Genomic DNA, 17864 nt, shown 5'->3' with positions numbered 1-17864 from the left:
CCAAGACCACCGTCGTCAACACCCCGGCGAACTCCGTCACCACCCGCTTCTACGACCAGGCGGGGCAGCTGACCAGCAGCGTTAGCCCCAACGGAAGCGCCACCGGCGCCACGCCCGCCAACTACACCACCAGCTATACATACGACGCCCTCGGCGAGCCCACCCAGACCATCGCTCCTCCAGTCAGCACCACCACCTTCAGCGCCGGCAGCGGCACCGCCACAACCGGCACGGCCAGTGCCATCACCGCCACCGGCTACAACACCTTCGGTGAGATCGCGGACACCAAGGACGCCGATGGCAATATCAGCACCTACACTCACACCTTCGACACTGCTGGCGCGCACCTGTCCGTCGCCTCCAACACTTACACCGCCCCCGGCACCAGCACCGCGGTTACCGCGGTCGTCCAGACCGACTACGACGCACTCGGCCGGACCCTGCGCACCACCGTCGACCCCACCGGTCTCGATCGCGTCACCAACTACAAGTACGACCAGCTCGGCAACACTGTCGAAACCGACCTGCCAACTGTCAACGGCGCTACCCCGGCCTGGACCTCCACCTTTGACCTCGACGGTGAGGCTCTGTCGACCACCTCACCGACCGGTGCGCAAACCCAGGCCACCTACGACGACCTGGGGCGCACGATCACCATGTCCCAGTTGGTCCGCCAGCCCGCCCAGGGCACCGCCAGCCCCGGCCCCACCGTGGTCTACACCGGCGCCTTCGGCTACGACGACGCCGGCGACAAGACCACCACCATCGACCCCGCAGGCCAGTCCAGCAGCGCCACCTTCGACGCAGCCGGCGAAACCCTCACCGCCACTGACCCCCTCAACCGCACCTCCTCCTTCATTTACGACCTAGCTGGCGACGTCACCAAGGCCACCGAGCCCGCGCCAGACAGCACCCACAACGGCGCCTCCACCACCACCACCTACGACCAGGCCGGAAACGCCCTGACGGCTACCAACCTGGACGGCACCGGCGCCACCATCTCCAGTACCACCACGCTCTACGACCTCGACGGCAACCCCATTTCGGTCGGAGCCACGGCGGACGACGGCACCACCAGCACGAGCACCGCCAGCTACGACGCGATGGACCGACTCACCCAGCAGATCCAGCCCACTTCCGCCACCCACAGCATCACCACGACCTTCGGGTACGACGCCGCTGGAAACCGGACCGCCTACACCGACGGCAACGGCCACGATCCGAGCTACCAGTCGGCCACCGGCAACACCACCTACACGGCCTACAACACCCTCGGCCTGCCCGAGTCCGTCGTTGACCCCGCCACCAGTGCCTATCCCAACGCCGCCGATCGCACCTACACCACCAGTTACGACACGGCCGGCGAGGCAGTCAGCTACACCGAACCCGGTGGCGTTAGCCAGGCCAGCGCTTACAACGCCGACGGCCAACTCATCAGCCAGACGGGCGCGGGAGCAGAGGCCACAACCACCAGCCGCACCTTCGGATACGACACAGAAGGCCGCGTCACCAGCCTCTCCACACCCACTGGTACCGAGAGCTACACCTACGACGACCGTGGCAGTCTGACCAACTCCAGTGGACCCTCCGGTACCGCCAGCTTCACCTACGACGCGGACGGCCGCCAGGCCAGCCGAACCGACAAGAACGGCACGACCAACTACACCTACAACGGCGCAAGCCAGCTCGCTACACTCGCCGACCCCGCGACGGGCACCACCCTCAACTACTCCTACTACGGCAACGGCGACCTCAAGTCCGTCAACTACGGCACCGGCGGCCCGACCCAGACCTACGCCTACAACGCCCAGCACCAGGTAACCCAGAACACCCTCACCACCGGCAGCGGCAGCACCATCGCCTCCCAGGCCTACACCTACTACCCCTCAGGCCGAATCAAGACCCAGACCAACACCGGCCTCGCAGGACCCAGCAGTAACACCTACACCTACGACCAAGCCGGCCGAATCAGCAGCTGGAACAACGGCACCAACACCACAAACTACGCCTACGACGACAACGGCAACCTGACCCAGCGCGGCAGCATCACCAGCGCCTACAACGCACGCAACCAGCTCACAACCAGCGGCACCACCAGCTACAACTACACCGCGCGCGGCACACTCAAGAGCACCGTGATCGGCGGGACCGCCACCACCACGTCCGCCTACGACGCCTTCGACCAACTAATCACCCAGGGCCCCGAGAACTACAACTACGACGCGGCCGGCCGCCTCGCCACTGCCGGAACGAACACTCTCAACTACGACGACACCAGCGACGCCGTCATGTCCGACGGAGCCGAGAGCTACACCCGCACCCCCGACGGCGGCCTGGCGAGCCTCACCCGGGGCAGCACGTCAGCCTTCGCCTACACCGACACGCACGGCGACCTCGTCGGCACCTTCAACGGCACCGCGACGACGCTCACGAGCTCCGCCAGCTACGACCCGTGGGGCCAGCCGGTGACCAGCACGGGAAGCAGCCACGATGTCGGTTTCCAGGGTGGCTGGACCGACCCCAGCTCCGGACAGGTCAACACCGCCAGTCGCTGGTACAACCCGGCAACCGCAGACTTCACCAGTCGCGACACAGCGTCCCTCGACCCCGCGACTAGCGCCAGCGGGAACCTTTACGCCTACGGCAACGACAATCCGGTGCAAATGGCCGATCCCAGCGGCAACAGCAGCTGCACACCGGATCCCGTAACCCAACCCAACGGCTACCCTGCCTGGGACTACGGCGGCTACGGCAACGGCTACTCGTTCGATTCGTACGACCAGTACTACCAGTACGCCTATGGATACAATGCGTGGCTCCAGAACGGGATGGACCTCGCTGCCCAGAACCAACTCATATATGGGTGGGGCGGCTACGGCGGAGGAATGGACCCCTCCCAGAGTGCGCCTTGGCTCCTGGGTGCTGGCGGCGGTGGAGCTTCATGGGCTGGTGGTGCAGCCGCTGGTGATTTCCTCGGCATGTTGGAGTGGGGAGGCCTGGCATTCGCTTTCAGCTCGGGCAGTTGCGTGCTCGACGCGCCGCCGCGTCCCGTCGTGCGGCCGATCGACTGGCACACCGTTCCGCCCAAGACCTGCCCGCCCAGTGCATGCACGACCACGAAGCAGCCTGGCCACCAAGACGGGCGAGCGGCTGACAGGACCCGTGACGGCAAGCCGAAGCCTAGTCCCAAGGGATTGCCCAAGGCGTTCGTCCAGCCCTGGTATCTGCTCCTCACCGCCGGAACTGATGGCACGGCACGCGACGACACGGGTCCCACCTGCGCGTTTAACGGGCAAGGATGGGTCAATTACGGCCAAAGGGACGTCGGCAATGGCAGCCGGTCGACCACAATGACGGCGTGTCTCAACAGTACATATCTGGACACGCATAAAGGAACTAAGACACAGTCTGATATCAGGCCCCCTGGGTATGACTGGGCTGTAAAGTACGCTGGCTATCTCAAGCAAGCGCCGGAATTCACCGTAAACAACTGCCACCTTTTGGCTAGGCAGATGGGCGGGTCGGGCACGGATCTGGAGAACCTCGTCACCTGCGGTGCCGATGGAAATTCATATGTCGGCAAGAAGAATCCGCTCTATTCCATGCACGACTTCGAAAATGAGGTTCTCGGCTTCATCAATGACGGCAATACGGTCCTCTATCAAGTGACGCCGCTCTACCGAGGGGCGAGGACGGTTCCATATGCATTTGAAATGTCATACATGTCTTGGGATGCATTCGGTCGACTCGATGGGGCGGACTCGACGCGAGTGTCGAACATGATGCGCAGCGGAAAGGATCAGTGGACAAATATGGGGACGGTGACGGACAGCAGGAACGGAAGGCAGGTTCCGACTTCAATTGACGGGTGATATCAGCCGTGTCAATCTAAGTGGCTGATATAGTGGCTGCCAGGCCTGCATCCTGCAGGACCTGGCGGCCCTTTCATTTGACGGAGTGGCATGCACCCTGGCATAGAGCGTTTGCGCCTGATCCTTCCGCCGCCCGTTGGTGGCGGTGATGACATCGACTGGGAAGCCGAGGAGGAGAGGCTGGCTCTTGTTTTCCCTTCAGACTACAAGGAATTCGTTAGGATTTACGGAGGGGGAAGCGTGGCGGGCTACTTGGCCATCGCGACTCCGTCGGTGAGCGAATCTCCCTACTCGGAAATCTCAGACTGGCAGCCGATTGAACTTGGTGCCCAAGAGCATCGAGGGCTGCGAGATGTTTCGCTTGGAATTCGAGACCGGCTCATTCTGGTCGGAGTGACGGCAAGCAGCGATGCTATCTTTTGGCATGCCAATGAAGGCGAGGCAAATTCCTGGAATATTGTCGTGTGCACCCGAGATGTGGAACGCGGCGAAAATCCATGGAAATACTACCGGATGGGATTTTCTGGTTTCGTTGCAAGTCTAATTGATGGATCGGTAGAAAACCCGTTTGGCATGGACGATTTTCCAGGTCGGAATCCGACTTACATGAGCTGGAGGGGGAATTGACCACCTTCGGTGGATAGTGAGGTCAGCACCCTTCACGGGCAGTTTGAGGCGTGAGGAACCAGGGCGGCGTGCTCACTGACGGCGCGGTTGCTGCGGCCTGCTGATGGCGAGGGCAGGCGGCGCGCGGTCGCCACAGCACCAGCGTGCACGGTGCTCACCCGTAGATGTGGCGGCACTGCGTATACAGTTTGCCGGGCCGGCTGCCTTCTTTGGCCAGTGCGTCGCAGGGGGACGGGCTGTGCCTGCCCGCTGAATGGCTGGTGTCACGGTGGTGGTGGGCTCCGACCGTGCTGTGCGCTGCGGCGTGGTGTCGGGCTGGCGCCTGCGGGGCAAAGGGCGCGGAACTGCGCCCTACGGAGCCGGGCCGGAAGCCGCCTGCGCGCGCGTGACGTCCAGTTACGCATGACCAGTGACGGACCCATCGCCTGATGCCGCGTCCAACGAGATCGTCTGGTACTGGCTGATGGCGCTGGCGCTTGCCGCGCCGACCGCGAGGACCGAGGCGGTCATCGCGATGAGCAAGAACTTCGTGCTCATGGAACTCATGCGATGTCCAACGAGGCCGACGCGTTCCGGTCTCGAACCCTTCCCGACCGTGCTGGAGGCCAGTTCGGGACTGGTTACCTGCACCGGCCCAGGTCTCCGCCAAGGTACCCAGCGCAAGTCAAAGGCATGATTACGTCCCAGGCGGGCAGCAGCACAGACCGGGCTGCACACCGGCGCGTGACGGGCCGTTACGGCATCGCAACCGGCGGCCGCCGAACTGGTGACCGTAGCGGTGACCCGCGCGGCATGGAGTGGGGGCACATCCTGGAGGAGGATTCCGTGTCCGGCATTCCCTTGCTGCTGCCCCAGCCCCCCGCGTCCGCCACGGCGGTGACGCTCTACGTGCTCGTCGGGATCGCGGTCTGCGCTCTGGTGACCTTGCCGCTCCCGGCGCACCACGCGCATCCGGACGACTACCGGTTCGGCATCGAGCCCGTGCGCGCCCTGGGCGCCGTCATCACGGTGGTCGCGTGCGTGGCTCTGTGGCCGGCCGCCCTGCTCTGGACGACCACCCAGAACTCCAATCCGCGCGCAGCTGCCGCCCGCGCGCACCGGCCGACCCGTGCGCGCGCACGGCGCAGCGCCCAGCGCAGCGCGCTGCGCACCGTGATGCGCAGCGACGACGAGGGTGCTGAGCTGCCGGTGTACCTCGCGCAGCCCACCAGCGTGGTCGACGCCGCCGCGGGCGATGCGCAGTGGGTCGACGCCGCCGCCGCACGCGTCGTCGGCGCGCTGACAGAGCGCCGGCTCCTGGACGCGGTCCTCGGCGCCCGCTCACTGGTATGGGACGTGGAGTTCACCTTCGGTCCGAACAGCAGCCAGCTCGGGCACGCCACCGAGCTCCTCGCGCACGTCTGCCGCGAGATCGGCGACGACATCCGTGCCGTGCGGCTATACGCGCGCGCCGCCACGGGCTGGGCGCAGAACTTCGGCGCCGAGCACCCGAGCGCGTGCGCCGCCTTCGACCGCGCGACCGCCTTGTGGACGAAGGCCCGCGCAGCCGAGGCGACGGACCCTGTCACCGCTGTGCTCGTGGCCTCGGTGACCCGGCTGTTCGCCTCGGCCGGGATGCCCCACACCCCCGCGCCCTGACCGGACACCACCGAAGACCGACCGACTCGGCCGTCCCGCTCAGCCAGGCAGGATCAGCCGTTCGCCGTTCTGCGGACTGGTGACCCGGTACCGGTTAGCCAGCAGCCACTGCGCGACGCGCTCCGCATTCCACCGGGCAGCGGCAATGCTCCCGGTTCGCCGGCCCTTAAACCACAAGCGCTGGCCTTCGCGACCGGTCCAGCCGACCGACCAGCGCAACCGCTCCTGGGGCAGAGCCTGACTCCACAAAGGCTTGCCCTCGTACTCCTCCAGTTCGATCCGGGCCCACACCAACAAATCGGTGTCCGGCACGCGGGCGCTGGTGCAGGCATGCTCACCGCCCGGGTGCTGCTGCAGCAGCGGCGTGGGTAGCGCGTCCAGCACGGACAGGTGCGCGATCTGCGCGACCAGGTCGGCCACGTCCCACACCAGCGCCAGAACCACCGCCCCGCGCAGAGTGCCTGTCCTCACCGCTCGGATCATCTGGGTTCACAGCCTATGCATACCCGGCAGGCCCGGAGCCGACTATGGCTCGGGCCCTGCTGACTACCGCATGCAGAAGACTTGCTGATCAGCTTGCTGATGACGGGTCGATCCCGAGCACGGGCAGGCAGTCGCCTATACCGACGAGTTCAATGTCGTCACGCCGCTGTTTGATCCACTGCTCGCGGGTCAGCCTCCATCGGCTGAGCTGCGCTGACTCGCCCCGCCGGGTGGCCCAGGTGATGCCGTTCGGCACGTAGCCCACCGCCTCGGAGACGCGGTTTGACGCGTGGTTGTCGATGAACGCCTCGCTGTTAGCCTCACGGGCCCCGAACCCGTCGAAGGCCAGATGCAGCACCGCTTGCCGCATCTCCTTACCCAGGCCGCCGCCCCGCGCCTCGGGACTGAGCCAGGAGAAAGTCGAGACCGTTCCGAACGCGGCGAAGTTGGTGCCGATGAGATCCTGCATGCCCAGCGGCTCGCCGTCGATGACGACAACGAAGTAGAGGCGCCAGAAGCTGGCATTGACATGACCTCGACCGGACCATATTCCGCGCAGCCAGGCCCATTCGCGCTCATGCCCATCCATATAGAGGGACATCGGATCATCGAAGGGCCACGGGGCCTGAGTGGCCACGCCCTTCCGGACCGTCGGGACCAAGCGTTCCAGGAGCTCATCCGTAGCTCCCAGCAAAGACAACCGCGGCCCATGAACCTGCACGTTCAACGGGGGATACGTGGACCTGGGCAAGTCAGTCATCGGCACGGCGGCCACCCTAGAGGCGAACCAGCAGGGCGTGCATCACATATTCGACTCGCTTGCCGCCCTCCCCAGCCCGGCGCGCGATCACCGGTGCGAGGGATTAAACAGGTACAGAGACTCCGTCCAGTCCGCGGGCGCGTCCAGCACGAGCTTGTGGACCTGCTCCTCGATCCGATCCTCCTCCAGCTGCCCCTCCAAGGCGAAGTCCTCGATCGACCCCGCGTGGAACTCGCGGGCCTGGGCCGCTTCCTCCACGAAGCCCAGCGCCCGGCTCACCATGTCGTGCGCGACCGCCACCGCCTGGGTCGGTGCGCTCAGCTCCGGGTAGGTGACGTTGTCGTACGCCGGTTCGTCTCAAAGAGGTTGGACCGGAGCGCTGGCGCTTACCTTGTCCTCACCAGGCTCGTGCTGATCCTCGACCCCAACCGGCTCCCACCCAGGGTGGAAGTCAGATGTTCATCGTCGTTCCCCTGTTCGTCGACGCCACCTGATCACGCCGCACCCGCCACGGCGCCCAGGACCCAGGGCACCTCGCTGGTCAGAGCGTCAGGGCGGTCCGGCATACTGACGCGGTGCCGATAGCCGAAGACCCTGACCCGCGCCCCTCCGGCGAGCCGGAGCCCACAGCTGCGGACCCGTTTGACGGGCTCGTCTTGGACGAGGACTTCGTTCGCGGCGCCGGCGTCAAGGAACAGGCGGCACGCACCCGGATACTCGCGGCGCGCTGGCGGCTGGAGCCGCCGGTGGATCCGGGCGGCCGCCGCTGGTCACTGGATTCCCCCGGCTCGACCCGCTCGCGTACGAAGCGGGCGGGGCTCGCGTCCAAGCTCCGTTCAGGGGTGCTGATCGCGATCGCGGTCTCCGTCGCCGTCGCGGCCATCGGCTTCGGCTCAGGTAGCAGCCCGCGCTCCCTCGGCGACTCCCCGCAGGGCGTCCTGCCCTCGCACGTGCCGGGCTCACCGCGTCCGTCGACGGACGTCGCGCTGAGCGGCGGCGGGACCTCCGACGGCAGCGAGTGTGGCATGCGGGGCTTCCACCACTTCGCTCAGACGGCCACCTCCGCGCCCGCAGGCCCCGCCGCCATTGCGTCTGCCGACGGACGGTCCGACACCCCGCCGCCGGGACCGCAACTCGCCCTCGGCTCCTACGGCTTCTCCCAGGACTCGCCCGGGGATCCCGGGCACTTCACCATCGATCTCCTGCTCGGACCGGGCGCGAGTCGGTCGCTGGACCTGTCCACGCCGCTGGGCCCGCAGGGCGTGGCCGTGGAGATTGAGGGCCCCGACGGGCTGGTCGGCGGAGCGTACGACCTGCCGGTCAAGCTCGGCGACGGCACGGCGCGCACCCCGCAGGGCAAGATCAGTATCGGATCCCCGGACGGGGCAACCGCCGAGGTTACGCTCCCCGCCCAGGCGCTCTGCCCGGGCATCGACGCGCTCGGTGTCCAGCAGCGCCTCAGCCCGCCGATCGACTCGACGAACACCATCACCGGCCCGGCGCCCTACACGCTCACCGTCTCCCTCGCCGACCCGGCGGTCGGCGCGCTCCGGCGCGCGACGGGGTCACCACTCCGGGGCGACGTATTGAGCGCCACCAACCAGCTCTCCCAGTAGCGGAGTTAGACCGGCCAGATTTCCTTCCGCAGCGCCTGCGGTCAGTCCGCGATGTCGGCTGGGGGCAGCACGGGGGTAAACCGAGGACGACATGTCCGTGATTCTGCTGCACCGCACAGACACTCGACAGCCCTGGCATCCCTGAGCAGGTGGCCGGGTTCAGTCCGCGACCGACGACCAGCCTCGGGCAAGCATTCCCAGCCGCCGTGGGCCCAACTTCGATGAGAAGAACTGCCACTCATCCCAACTTGGGTGAGACGAACTTCCGCCGGTCTCGACTCGGTGAGACGCGCCCCACTTTCACTGAGACAGGTCATGCCGGGACTGGTGACCCGTCAGCCAGCCCGGGTGGTGACCGCAGCTGTTGCCTCTTCGTGATGCCGGCCGGGTGGGTCTGGTGACTGTGTCGGTGACCTCGCGCCGGTTTTCTCCTTCCGTTGGATCCCATCGATCCCCATGGAAGGCGACTGTGCATCACATTCTGAACCTCTTGCCGATCTTCGGCGCTTCCCCGGCCGGCCGGGAGTGTGCGCGGTGACCGGGCTGACCACCGGCCTGGTGCGGTTGTTTGTCCGCTTCACACTGTGGCTGTTGCACTTGCCGGCCTGGCTTGCGGTGCACGGACTGTTGCTCACCTTGATCGGCTTGCCGCTGATCGCCGGCGGCTTGGTTTGGCGTGAGTGGCTGACGCGGAGGGTTCTCGCGGAGCGCGTGCGTTACACCCTCACCCCGACCCGCTCCTTCGACCCCTGCCAGGAGGAGATCTGGCGTGGTGCGGCGGTCCTGTTGCGTGCGGCGCGTTCCGGGCCGTGGTGGGCGCCCGCGCGTTCGAAGTCGGTGCGGATCCGGCTGCGCGCCGACGGCACGGGGGAGACGCCGCTCGCCTACAGCCTGGAGGGACACACCAGCGCGCGCCACCTGCTGTCCACGACGCCCTACGGCCAGGTGACGGTGGAGCGCTGCCGCCCGATCCGGGACCGGGAACGCGAGCACACGTTGCGCGCGCAGTTCGTGCTGCGCGGCGACCCGGGCGCCCCGTTGCGCGAGGTGCCATTGCAGCCCGATCCGCTCCAGCCGATCGTGGACGCCGTCGCGCACGTGCGCGCGGATCTCGGCGACCTCGCCGAGGTGATCGTCGACCTCCAGCCTGTCCCGACGTGGCGGCTGCGCCTGAAGCGCTGGCACCTCGCCGCCACAGCGCGGGCCCGCGCGCAGAGGGAGGCGCGCAAGGCGACCCGTCGGGCGATCGCCGACACCGACGCCATCGAGGACTCGCTTGTCGTCCAACTCGCGCATCTCCTGGACTTCGCAGGCCACCGCGGCCACGGGGGCCGGCGCATGGCGATGACGGTCCGGCCTCGCCCGGTCGACGCCGCGCAGGTCTGGGGCAGGCTCGGTGACGACGTCGGCCTGGTCCGTCTCCAGCTCCTCGTGCGCTGCGCCTCCGACGTCAAGGGTCGCGCCGAACGCTCCTTGAAGGCGCTCACGGCCGCGATGGACGTGTTCGCCGGCCGGTCCCGCCTGCGCGTGGACGGCACCCGGCTGGGCCCGTGGCAGTGGAGCGCCAACCACCCCCTGCGCCGGCGCGGTTTCGACCGGCGCTGGACCACGGGCCAGGTAGCGCCGCGCGCGGACTCCTGGCTGAACATCAGCGAGCTCTCCGGTCTGCTCAAGCCCCCGACCGTGCACTGCCGCCAGCCTTTGACCGCAGCCGTCCTGCCCGCCTACGAACTCGGCGCGCCGCTCATGCCGCAGGGCTGGTACCACGGCCCGGACGGGGTGACCCGGCTGATCGCCTCACCGCTCGAGGAAACCCTCTTCTCGGTATCCGTGGGCAAGTCCTTCTACGGCAAGACCACGCGCGCCGTCGTCCAGGCACTCGCGGTCGCGCTCGCAGGCGACGGCGTGTTCTTCGTCGACCCCCACGCCGACTCCTGGGACGCGGCCGCCCCGTACCTGGCGCACGAGTCGCTGAGAGACCGGGTCTGGCGGATCGACCTGACCGGACGAGACACGGGTTCCCGCCTGCCCTCGTGGAACCTCCTCGGCATGGACGCCGGCCAGCGCGGCGACGAGGTCGTGCGAGCGGCGGTCGACTCCTTCTCGATCGTGCTCGGCTGGGACGACCACACCGCACCCCGCGCCACCACCGTCTTCTTCAAAGCCCTTCAAGCCCTGGTCGAGGTCAACCGGCAGGCCGTCGCCGCCGGCAAACCCGCAGCGCAGGCCACCGTGTTCCAGGTCCGCACACTGCTCACCGACCCGACATTCCGCGAAGCCGTCCTCGACAAGCTCCCCGACAAGGCCAGGGCCTGGTGGAGCACCACCTTCACCGCCTACGGCGACGACGCCTTCGCCCCCGTCCTCAACCCCCTGGACCGCCTCGCCGCCGACCCCGTCGCCCACGCCCTCCTCGGCGCCCCCACCGGCAAGTGGAACGCGCGGGCGGCGATGGACAAGCGCCGCATCGTGTGGCTGTGCCTGGGCGGCACCGGCCCCACCCAGCGCCTGATGGTCAACCTCCTGATGCGCGACGTGTTCCGCGCCGGCCTGTCCCGGGGCGACCTGCCGGAGAAGAAGCGAAAGCCGTTCCACGTCTTCATGGACGAGCTGATCTCGCTGGACCAGGCCGGCACCGGATCCACGATCGCGGACATCACCGAGCAGCTGCGCAAGTTCGGCATCCGCCTCCACGTCCTGGCCCAGCTGCTGGAGCGCATCAACCCGGCCACCCGCGCCTCCCTGCTGCAGAACGCCTCCGCGCTGTCGACGACCTCCGGCTCCACCGACTCGGTCGGCGCCATCACCGAGCAGTGGCACGGCGCGCTCAGCATCCGCCAGGTCGCCGAACTGCCCCGCTACCACCACGCCCTGTCCTTCACCGCGGGAGGCAAGCAGCGCGGACCCCTGACCGTACGCGGCCCCCAGCCCGCCGAGGTCTTCGGCGCCATCAAGAGCAGCAAGCACCTCGGCGAACTCACCCAGACCAGCATCCAAGCCGTCGGCGCCCGCACCGCCACCTACCTCCACAAGCTCGCCGACCAGCAGGACGCCGCCGTCCTCGCCTTCCTCACCAGCCCGGCCGACCGCACCCCGCCGCCGCGCCCCGAGCGCCCCCACCCCGCCCGGACCACGGAGTTTCAGTGACCGAGACCCCCACCTATCTGCTGGTCGCCTGCCTGGCTCAGCACCGCCTGGCCACCACCGACCAGCTGCACGCGCTGACGGGCACGGGCCGGAGCCCCAACGCGACCCGGCTTCACCTGCAGCGCCTACGCGAGCAGCAGCTCGCCGACCACGTCTTCCTCGGCCGGCCCAGCTCCAGGCGCCTGTGGTACCTCACGGCGGCAGGCCGGGAGCTGGCCCAGCAGCTGCCCGAACTGCGCGACCAAGACCTCCCCGCGGCCCCGACCGAACAGACCACAGTCCGCCTGCGCGCCCCGCACACCCTCGCCGTGCTGCGCACCCACCTGGCCTTCCTGGCCGACGCCCGCCGCCACGGCGACGACTACGGCCCCCTCGACTGGACCCCGGAGGTCTACCACCGCCTGTCCGAGTCCCGTGCCGAGGCATTGGTCGCCGACGCCCTGCTGCGCTACACCGCCAACCAGCCCGGCGGCCGTACCCAGCTGCGAGCCTTCGTCGAAGTCGATCGCGCCACCATGAGCAGCGAACGCCTCGCCGCCAAACTGATGACCTACGCCCGGTTCCTCGACCACACCCCGCTCCCCGCCCCAGGCCAGCGCCGCGCCGCCGGCGCACGGCAAGCCCATCCCACCTGGATGCGCTACTACCCGGTCTTCCCCCGCGTCCTGTTCGTGCTTACCGACGCGAAGCCCACCACCTTGAACAACCGCATCCACGACCTGCGGGCGATGGCGGCCGGCAACCCGATGGCCGCCCGCCTGGCCCGCAAGGTCCCCCTCGGCGCAGCGATCCTCGAGGAACTCGAAGCCCACGGACCGTCGGCGCCGGTCTGGACACCGCTCGCCGGTGACGACACGACGGCACGGGGGTGGACCGGGCTGTGAGCGGCACCACCACGTATCCGCGGATCCGCCGCGGCACCATGGCCGCCGACCGCTTCACCCAGATCGCCAACGACCTCTTCCGCGACGCCCGGCTGTCGTTCAAGGCCAAGGGGATCTTCGGTCTCCTCGCCAGCCACCGTGACGGCTACGGCATCACCCCGAACCGCCTGGCTGAGCAGTCCACCGACGGCCTCGACTCCGTCAAGACCGGACTACGGGAGCTGGAGGCATGCGGGTACCTGTACCGCAGCCAGGGACGTCGGCCCGACGGCACGCTGGGCCCGGTCGAGTACTTCATCACTGACACCCCCGAGCCGCTCCAGCCCAGCTCAGCACCGGTGGTGGAAAACCCGTCACCGGCCCCGACCAGCCGCGACGGACAAAACCGCAGGTCGCGGCCGGTGGTGGATTATCCGCTAGCGGCTGGGCCGCCAGCGGCTGATCCGACCCCTAAGAACACCAAGAACAAGAACACCAAGACGAAGAACACCAACCCCACCCGACCCCGTCCCGGCCGGCCGCGCGACGGCGGACCGTTCCGGGGAGGAGAGGTGGGAGACGATTCCCGGGAGACAGGCGCCCACCCGCAGGCGCCCGAGACGACTGCGGGTCAGAACCTGCTGTGGGAGGCATCCGACCGGATCCCGCAGCTCACCCTCACCGGCGCGGCCCTGCGCCGCCTCGGCCCGAAGGCGGACGAGTTGCTGTGCCGCGGCTGGAGCCGTAGCCGCCTGCTGACCGTGCTGACCGCAGACACCGAGGACCTCAGCCATCCCCGCGGTGCTCTCGCCTGGCGCATCGAGGACCTGCTCGCCACACCCGTGCCCCCGGCCGAGGACAGTCCGCCGCCCGCGCCCCAGCGACCGGCCGATCGCGGCGTTCATCGTGAGTGCCCCGGAGACGACGGCCTGTGCGGCCGCCCTCTCACCGTCGGCGAGGCGTTGTGCCGTGCCTGCGCCACAGCGGACCGCGCCCGGTGAGCCGCCCCGGAACGGCGACTCGCGCCGCTAGACTGGATCACACCTCCGGTAAGGGTCCAGCGGTCCCGGTCGGCCGGAGAGTGCGGCCGGGGGGAGGAAGCCAACCTCCCGCCCTCGCCCCCGCGGGACGAGGAGCCGGCCGCTTGTCCTGCCCGGCCGCAGTCAGTCAGTCAGCTGCTCCCGCTTGAACTGACGCCGCGCCTGCGCCATCGCCGACTTCCACTGGGCCAGCGTGGCGTCGCCCTGGTCCGCTTCCTTCAGGGCCACAGCGGACACTGCGGCTCCGCAGGCGGCGCGCAACGCCTCCAAGCACGCCTCCAAGCGCGCCTGGTGCCCGGCCGCTGTCACGCGTCGGCGGGCTGCCTCCGCCAGGACCAGGTTCGTGTCCCACCGGCGGCTCGGCCGGCCAGGCCCGGCTTCGGGGGCTCCCGGCTCACCCAGCTGCGGCAACTGGCCCTGCGCGTGCGCGGAGGTGAAGCTGCTGATGCTCGCGTAGCCGAGGACCGCGGCCGCCTCGCTGGAACTGAGGGTGGCCTGGCTGACGTCGACATCGGCCGGCACCTCGGCAACCGACCGAGGCTTGCGAGGCTCGGGGTTTCCGCGGCCTGGCCGCTTGGCGTCCCACGCCAGGACCTTGCCCCGGCGCCACCGCCGCTGCTTGCGCCCGGCATTCGTCGTCTCCACCAGGTCCGGCTCAACGAAATAGCCGGGCTGCTGCTCGTAGGCGAAAACGGTCTGGGCGCGCTTGAGCTCCAGAAGGCCGGCGATCTGGGAGGCTGACACCAGTTCGCCCATCCAGAGCTCCACCTCCTCCGCGGACCACTGCCCGTCAGGGCCAGCAGCAGGGAACCCGGTCACCGCGCTCCGCGTCACGAGTGAGCGCAGCCGCGTCGGCGCGATGCCGTAGACGGCAACGATGGCGTCGAAGTCGATGCCAGTACCGGGCATGACCGGGTCCTTCCTCTTCCACAGAGTGTGAGAGCCAAATAATAGATAATTATCCTCAGAGTGCGCAACCTGGCGGCGGAGGGAGCGGCTCGGCGCCTACTCGGCAGCGGCGAGGCCTCAGGTGGCGGAGTGCACAGACGTGACGGCGCGTCCGCGCCAAGCGTGATACCCACGCCATCGCAGCCGCCCACTAGCGTCTCCCCTATGAACTTGACGTCCGAGCAGGCCCGTGAGCGACTCGTTGCTGCCCGCGCTGTCCGTCTCGCCACCGTCTCCCCCGCGGGCCAGCCTCACCTGGTTCCCATCACCTTCGCTGCCGAGGGCAGCCGCCTCTACTTCGCCGTTGATCACAAGCCGAAGAGCACCACCGCGCTGCGCCGCCTTAAGAACATCCGTGACAACCCGCGAGTTAGCGTCCTTGCGGACTTCTACGACGACGACTGGACCCAGCTCTGGTGGGTCCGGGGCGACGGCGACGCGGAGATCTGGGAGGAGGGCCCCGAGCGCGAGCGCGCCCTGGACCTCCTGGCCGCGAAGTACCCCCAGTACGCCGAGGCGCGTCCGGCCGGCGCCGTCGTGGCCATCACGATCGACCACATCTCTGGCTGGTCCTACAGAGACTGACGGCCAGATGCTCCCGTAGGCTGGAGCTTGTATACGCAAGCGGAGGTCGCGCGTGCCCATGACCCAGGTGCCCCTGTTCCGCAGGATCGCCGACGCCCTGCGCGACGCCATACTCTCCGGGGAGCTCGCGCCAGGCGAGCCGATCCCGTCCGAGCACGAGCTTGCGGCGCGGTTCGAGACGACCCGCGTGACGGTTCGCAAGGCGATCGCGCTCCTCAAGGCCGACGGGTTGCTCGCCACCCAGCAGGGAAAGCCGACGACCGTGCGGCCGCGCCCGGCCGTGCAGATGCTCACCACCGGCGCCAACTGGCGAAGACGCCGAAGCACCGGTGAGGCGAACTACAACGCCGAGGCCGCGGCCCAAGGCCACGTCGCCCGCCAAGAACTCCGCAGTGTCGAGCACGTCCCCATGCCGGCCGAGATCTCCGCGCGCTTCGACGTGCCGGAGGGCACCCCCGCCATCGTCCGACGCCTCCGCTACCTCGTCGACGATGAACCCATGCAGCTCGTCAACGCCTACTATCTGGCCGCGCGCTTCTCGGGCACGCCCGTCGAGGAGCAGCGTCGCATCCGTGGCGGAGTGAGCGCGCTGATCGAGGATCCCGCCGGGCCGATTCGTCAGCGGTTCGTGCAGTTCGTCGAGGAGCTGGAAATCCGGATGCCATGGCCGGACGAGCGCGACCTGCTCGCAATCCCGGACGGGGTGCCGCTCGCCCGCGTCTTCCGTGTCGGCCACGCCGCCTCCGGCGAGATCCTCGAGGTCCTCGACTCCCGCATGCCCGGCGACCGGCACAGCTTCCAGTTCGTGATCGACATTCCGTAGATCCGTTCTGCCGGCACGTTCCTGAGGGGCCGTCGGCCAGCTACCGGCTTGTATATCCATGCAGCCAGCTCCTATCGTGGAAGCAGCTTGGATATACAAGCTGGCGCTGACGGAGCGCCGGCATCTCCGGATACTGTGCGGCGCCAGCCGCTGCTCACTGCCCCGGGAGGAGCGCACGCCCGCCATGACGAACACGAGCGCCCAGGATCACTGGAACTGGCAGCATTCCCGTGGCGGTCTCGTCACCGTCGAGTGCGGCCGCTTCTTCGACGCGATCCGTCTGCCCGAAGCCCTCGGCGAGCGCATCTTCGCGACCTGGGGCCATGGCGCACTGTGCGGGCCCGTCTTGCACGCATCCCCCTGGATGTACTTCCTGACGGTGCCGAACACCGACGACTTCACCTGGCAGTGGCTCAGCAACAACTGTGAATTGCTGCGAACGGGCCGATACCTCGTCTGCCCCATGCCCGGGTTGATCCACCCGGCGGCCGGGCGGTGGCTTCGCGGGCCCGAGGCGAAGTTGTTCAGTCCGACGACGCTGGCCAGCATCATCGGTGTGTTCGAGGACCAGCTGGAGCGCGAGGCCGCGAAGTGAGCTGGCCAGGCATACCGGGGCAGGCAGCGGGATGCTCCCCGCCGCAGTAGCGGCTAACTCGGCGGATGTCGGTGGACTCCTAGGGGACCGAGACTCCTACGGGGCCTGTGGAGCCGACACGCGATCGTGTCGGCTGCGGGGGACCGAGGGCGCCCGCAAATACGGCAAGGTCCACGCCCGGCGCCAGCGCCGCTGCGTGACCCGCAACCGGTGCCAGGTCTGCGGCGGCCCAGCCTCGCACACCGAGGCCGGCACCCTGTGGCTGATCGAAGACGACGCGAGCACCTGGTCCCGCGACGTCGAGACCATGCACCCAAACCGCTGTGTATGCCCTGCGCGGAGATCGCCGTGCGCGAGTGCCCTCACCTACTGGACGGCTGCCACGCGGTCCGGGTCCGGAACCGGCAGCTGTTCGGCGTGATGGGCACCTTCTACACCTTCGACCGCGAGCTGAGCCGCCTCGAGACCGACGGCGGCGAGACCACGTACGACGTCCACCGAATCCGCGGCGGCCTGGGTGCACAGCGAGCCGCGGCGAGTTCCCTTCGCTGACGCACCCCGGACCGGCCTGGAACTCCAGCCTCCTGCCGAGGAGCAAGAACCGGACTGCTTCGACAGCATGGTCGACGCCGAATGGCCGGGCACGCCATGCCGGTGCCAGGTCGTTTGCCCAAGCCGAGCTTCCGCAGCCCACGGCGAACCGTGCTAAATCACGCTCCCGACCAGCAGCGACCCTCCTACGTGACGCAGCAGAGCGCCCAGATCCGACAGGGAATCGGCCCGGCGCGAGCAGACAGTGCGGTGCTCACCGCAGCCCTCCGCGCGATCAGGGCGCTGTATCGACCGGCGCTGCACGCCAGGTCCAGT

At 68.4% G+C, this 17864-nt stretch carries 16 protein-coding genes; 11 read left to right on the top strand and 5 right to left on the bottom strand.

Features of this window, described 5'->3' with window-relative positions:
* The coding region (locus BMY61_RS42505) for an RHS repeat-associated core domain-containing protein (RefSeq protein WP_177240414.1) at positions 1–3872 on the top strand (3872 nt) is incomplete at its 5' end.
* Positions 3873–3962: 90 nt separating this feature from the next.
* On the top strand, positions 3963–4499 hold the full coding sequence (locus tag BMY61_RS42500) for an SMI1/KNR4 family protein (protein WP_075004271.1): 537 nt from the start codon (positions 3963–3965) through the stop codon (positions 4497–4499).
* Between the two features lie 396 nt (positions 4500–4895).
* Here the strand turns inward: BMY61_RS42500 and BMY61_RS46895 are convergent, their stop codons facing one another.
* Positions 4896–5036, bottom strand: coding sequence for a hypothetical protein (locus tag BMY61_RS46895; RefSeq protein WP_161791357.1), 141 nt, complete (start codon positions 5034–5036; stop codon positions 4896–4898).
* Between the two features lie 288 nt (positions 5037–5324).
* Between BMY61_RS46895 and BMY61_RS42495 the strand changes: the two genes are divergently transcribed.
* Positions 5325–6137, top strand: a complete 813-nt coding sequence (locus BMY61_RS42495; RefSeq protein ID WP_075004290.1) for a tetratricopeptide repeat protein — start codon at positions 5325–5327, stop codon at positions 6135–6137.
* Positions 6138–6176: 39 nt separating this feature from the next.
* On the opposite strand, the gene BMY61_RS42490 is transcribed toward BMY61_RS42495, so the two are convergent.
* From BMY61_RS42490 to BMY61_RS42480, 3 genes are all read right to left on the bottom strand, one after another.
* Positions 6177–6620, bottom strand: coding sequence for a hypothetical protein (locus BMY61_RS42490; protein ID WP_143094791.1), 444 nt, complete (start codon positions 6618–6620; stop codon positions 6177–6179).
* Between the two features lie 88 nt (positions 6621–6708).
* Positions 6709–7221, bottom strand: a complete 513-nt coding sequence (locus BMY61_RS42485; RefSeq protein ID WP_201777650.1) for a GNAT family N-acetyltransferase — start codon at positions 7219–7221, stop codon at positions 6709–6711.
* A 246-nt stretch (positions 7222–7467) separates the two neighbouring features.
* On the bottom strand, positions 7468–7680 hold the full coding sequence (locus BMY61_RS42480) for a hypothetical protein (protein WP_042459487.1): 213 nt from the start codon (positions 7678–7680) through the stop codon (positions 7468–7470).
* A gap of 275 nt (positions 7681–7955) precedes the next feature.
* Between BMY61_RS42480 and BMY61_RS45730 the strand changes: the two genes are divergently transcribed.
* From BMY61_RS45730 to BMY61_RS42460, 4 genes are all read left to right on the top strand, one after another.
* The gene (locus BMY61_RS45730; RefSeq protein WP_063773403.1) at positions 7956–8996 is read left to right on the top strand and encodes an SCO2583/SCO2584 N-terminal domain-containing protein; all 1041 of its coding nucleotides are present in this window, start codon (positions 7956–7958) and stop codon (positions 8994–8996) included.
* 534 nt (positions 8997–9530) lie between these two features.
* Positions 9531–12143, top strand: a complete 2613-nt coding sequence (locus BMY61_RS42470) for a P-loop NTPase family protein (protein WP_052439480.1) — start codon at positions 9531–9533, stop codon at positions 12141–12143.
* Positions 12140–13027, top strand: coding sequence for a replication-relaxation family protein (locus BMY61_RS42465; RefSeq protein WP_042459491.1), 888 nt, complete (start codon positions 12140–12142; stop codon positions 13025–13027). Before BMY61_RS42470 ends, BMY61_RS42465 begins: the two co-directional genes overlap by 4 nt.
* A complete protein-coding gene (locus BMY61_RS42460) occupies positions 13024–14007 on the top strand; it encodes a helix-turn-helix domain-containing protein (RefSeq protein WP_052439481.1) in 984 nt (327 codons plus the stop codon). Before BMY61_RS42465 ends, BMY61_RS42460 begins: the two co-directional genes overlap by 4 nt.
* A 162-nt stretch (positions 14008–14169) precedes the next feature.
* Here BMY61_RS42460 and BMY61_RS42455 read toward each other — a convergent pair whose 3' ends face one another.
* The gene (locus tag BMY61_RS42455) at positions 14170–14955 is read right to left on the bottom strand and encodes a hypothetical protein (RefSeq protein WP_042459494.1); all 786 of its coding nucleotides are present in this window, start codon (positions 14953–14955) and stop codon (positions 14170–14172) included.
* Between the two features lie 204 nt (positions 14956–15159).
* Here BMY61_RS42455 and BMY61_RS42450 point away from each other — a divergent pair, with 204 nt between their 5' ends.
* From BMY61_RS42450 to BMY61_RS42435, 4 genes are all read left to right on the top strand, one after another.
* Positions 15160–15579 (top strand): TIGR03668 family PPOX class F420-dependent oxidoreductase, encoded by a 420-nt coding sequence (locus BMY61_RS42450; RefSeq protein WP_042459497.1) that lies wholly within the window; start codon positions 15160–15162, stop codon positions 15577–15579.
* Between the two features lie 58 nt (positions 15580–15637).
* Positions 15638–16402: a GntR family transcriptional regulator gene (locus BMY61_RS42445; RefSeq protein ID WP_042459500.1), complete on the top strand. Its 765-nt coding sequence runs from the start codon at positions 15638–15640 to the stop codon at positions 16400–16402.
* A 76-nt stretch (positions 16403–16478) separates the two neighbouring features.
* Positions 16479–16997 (top strand): hypothetical protein, encoded by a 519-nt coding sequence (locus BMY61_RS42440; protein WP_177240410.1) that lies wholly within the window; start codon positions 16479–16481, stop codon positions 16995–16997.
* Between the two features lie 348 nt (positions 16998–17345).
* Positions 17346–17549, top strand: a complete 204-nt coding sequence (locus BMY61_RS42435) for a hypothetical protein (protein ID WP_143094792.1) — start codon at positions 17346–17348, stop codon at positions 17547–17549.
* Positions 17550–17864: the final 315 nt, after the last annotated feature.

The organism is Streptacidiphilus jiangxiensis (genome assembly GCF_900109465.1).
In the GTDB taxonomy this organism is placed as follows: Bacteria; Actinomycetota; Actinomycetes; order Streptomycetales; family Streptomycetaceae; genus Streptacidiphilus; species Streptacidiphilus jiangxiensis.
This window is presented reverse-complemented; position numbering and strand designations above follow the sequence as displayed.

Excerpts from the sequence above, each read along its gene's own strand:
- BMY61_RS42445 (WP_042459500.1), top strand. The coding sequence starts at position 15,638 with ATGACCCAGGTGCCCCTGTTCCGCAGGATCGCCGACGCCCTGCGCGAC.
- BMY61_RS46895 (WP_161791357.1), bottom strand. The coding sequence starts at position 5,036 with ATGAGCACGAAGTTCTTGCTCATCGCGATGACCGCCTCGGTCCTCGCG.
- BMY61_RS42485 (WP_201777650.1), bottom strand. The coding sequence starts at position 7,221 with ATGTCCCTCTATATGGATGGGCATGAGCGCGAATGGGCCTGGCTGCGC.
- BMY61_RS42450 (WP_042459497.1), top strand. The coding sequence starts at position 15,160 with ATGAACTTGACGTCCGAGCAGGCCCGTGAGCGACTCGTTGCTGCCCGC.
- BMY61_RS42455 (WP_042459494.1), bottom strand. The coding sequence starts at position 14,955 with ATGCCCGGTACTGGCATCGACTTCGACGCCATCGTTGCCGTCTACGGC.
- BMY61_RS42490 (WP_143094791.1), bottom strand. The coding sequence starts at position 6,620 with ATGATCCGAGCGGTGAGGACAGGCACTCTGCGCGGGGCGGTGGTTCTG.
- BMY61_RS42500 (WP_075004271.1), top strand. The coding sequence starts at position 3,963 with ATGCACCCTGGCATAGAGCGTTTGCGCCTGATCCTTCCGCCGCCCGTT.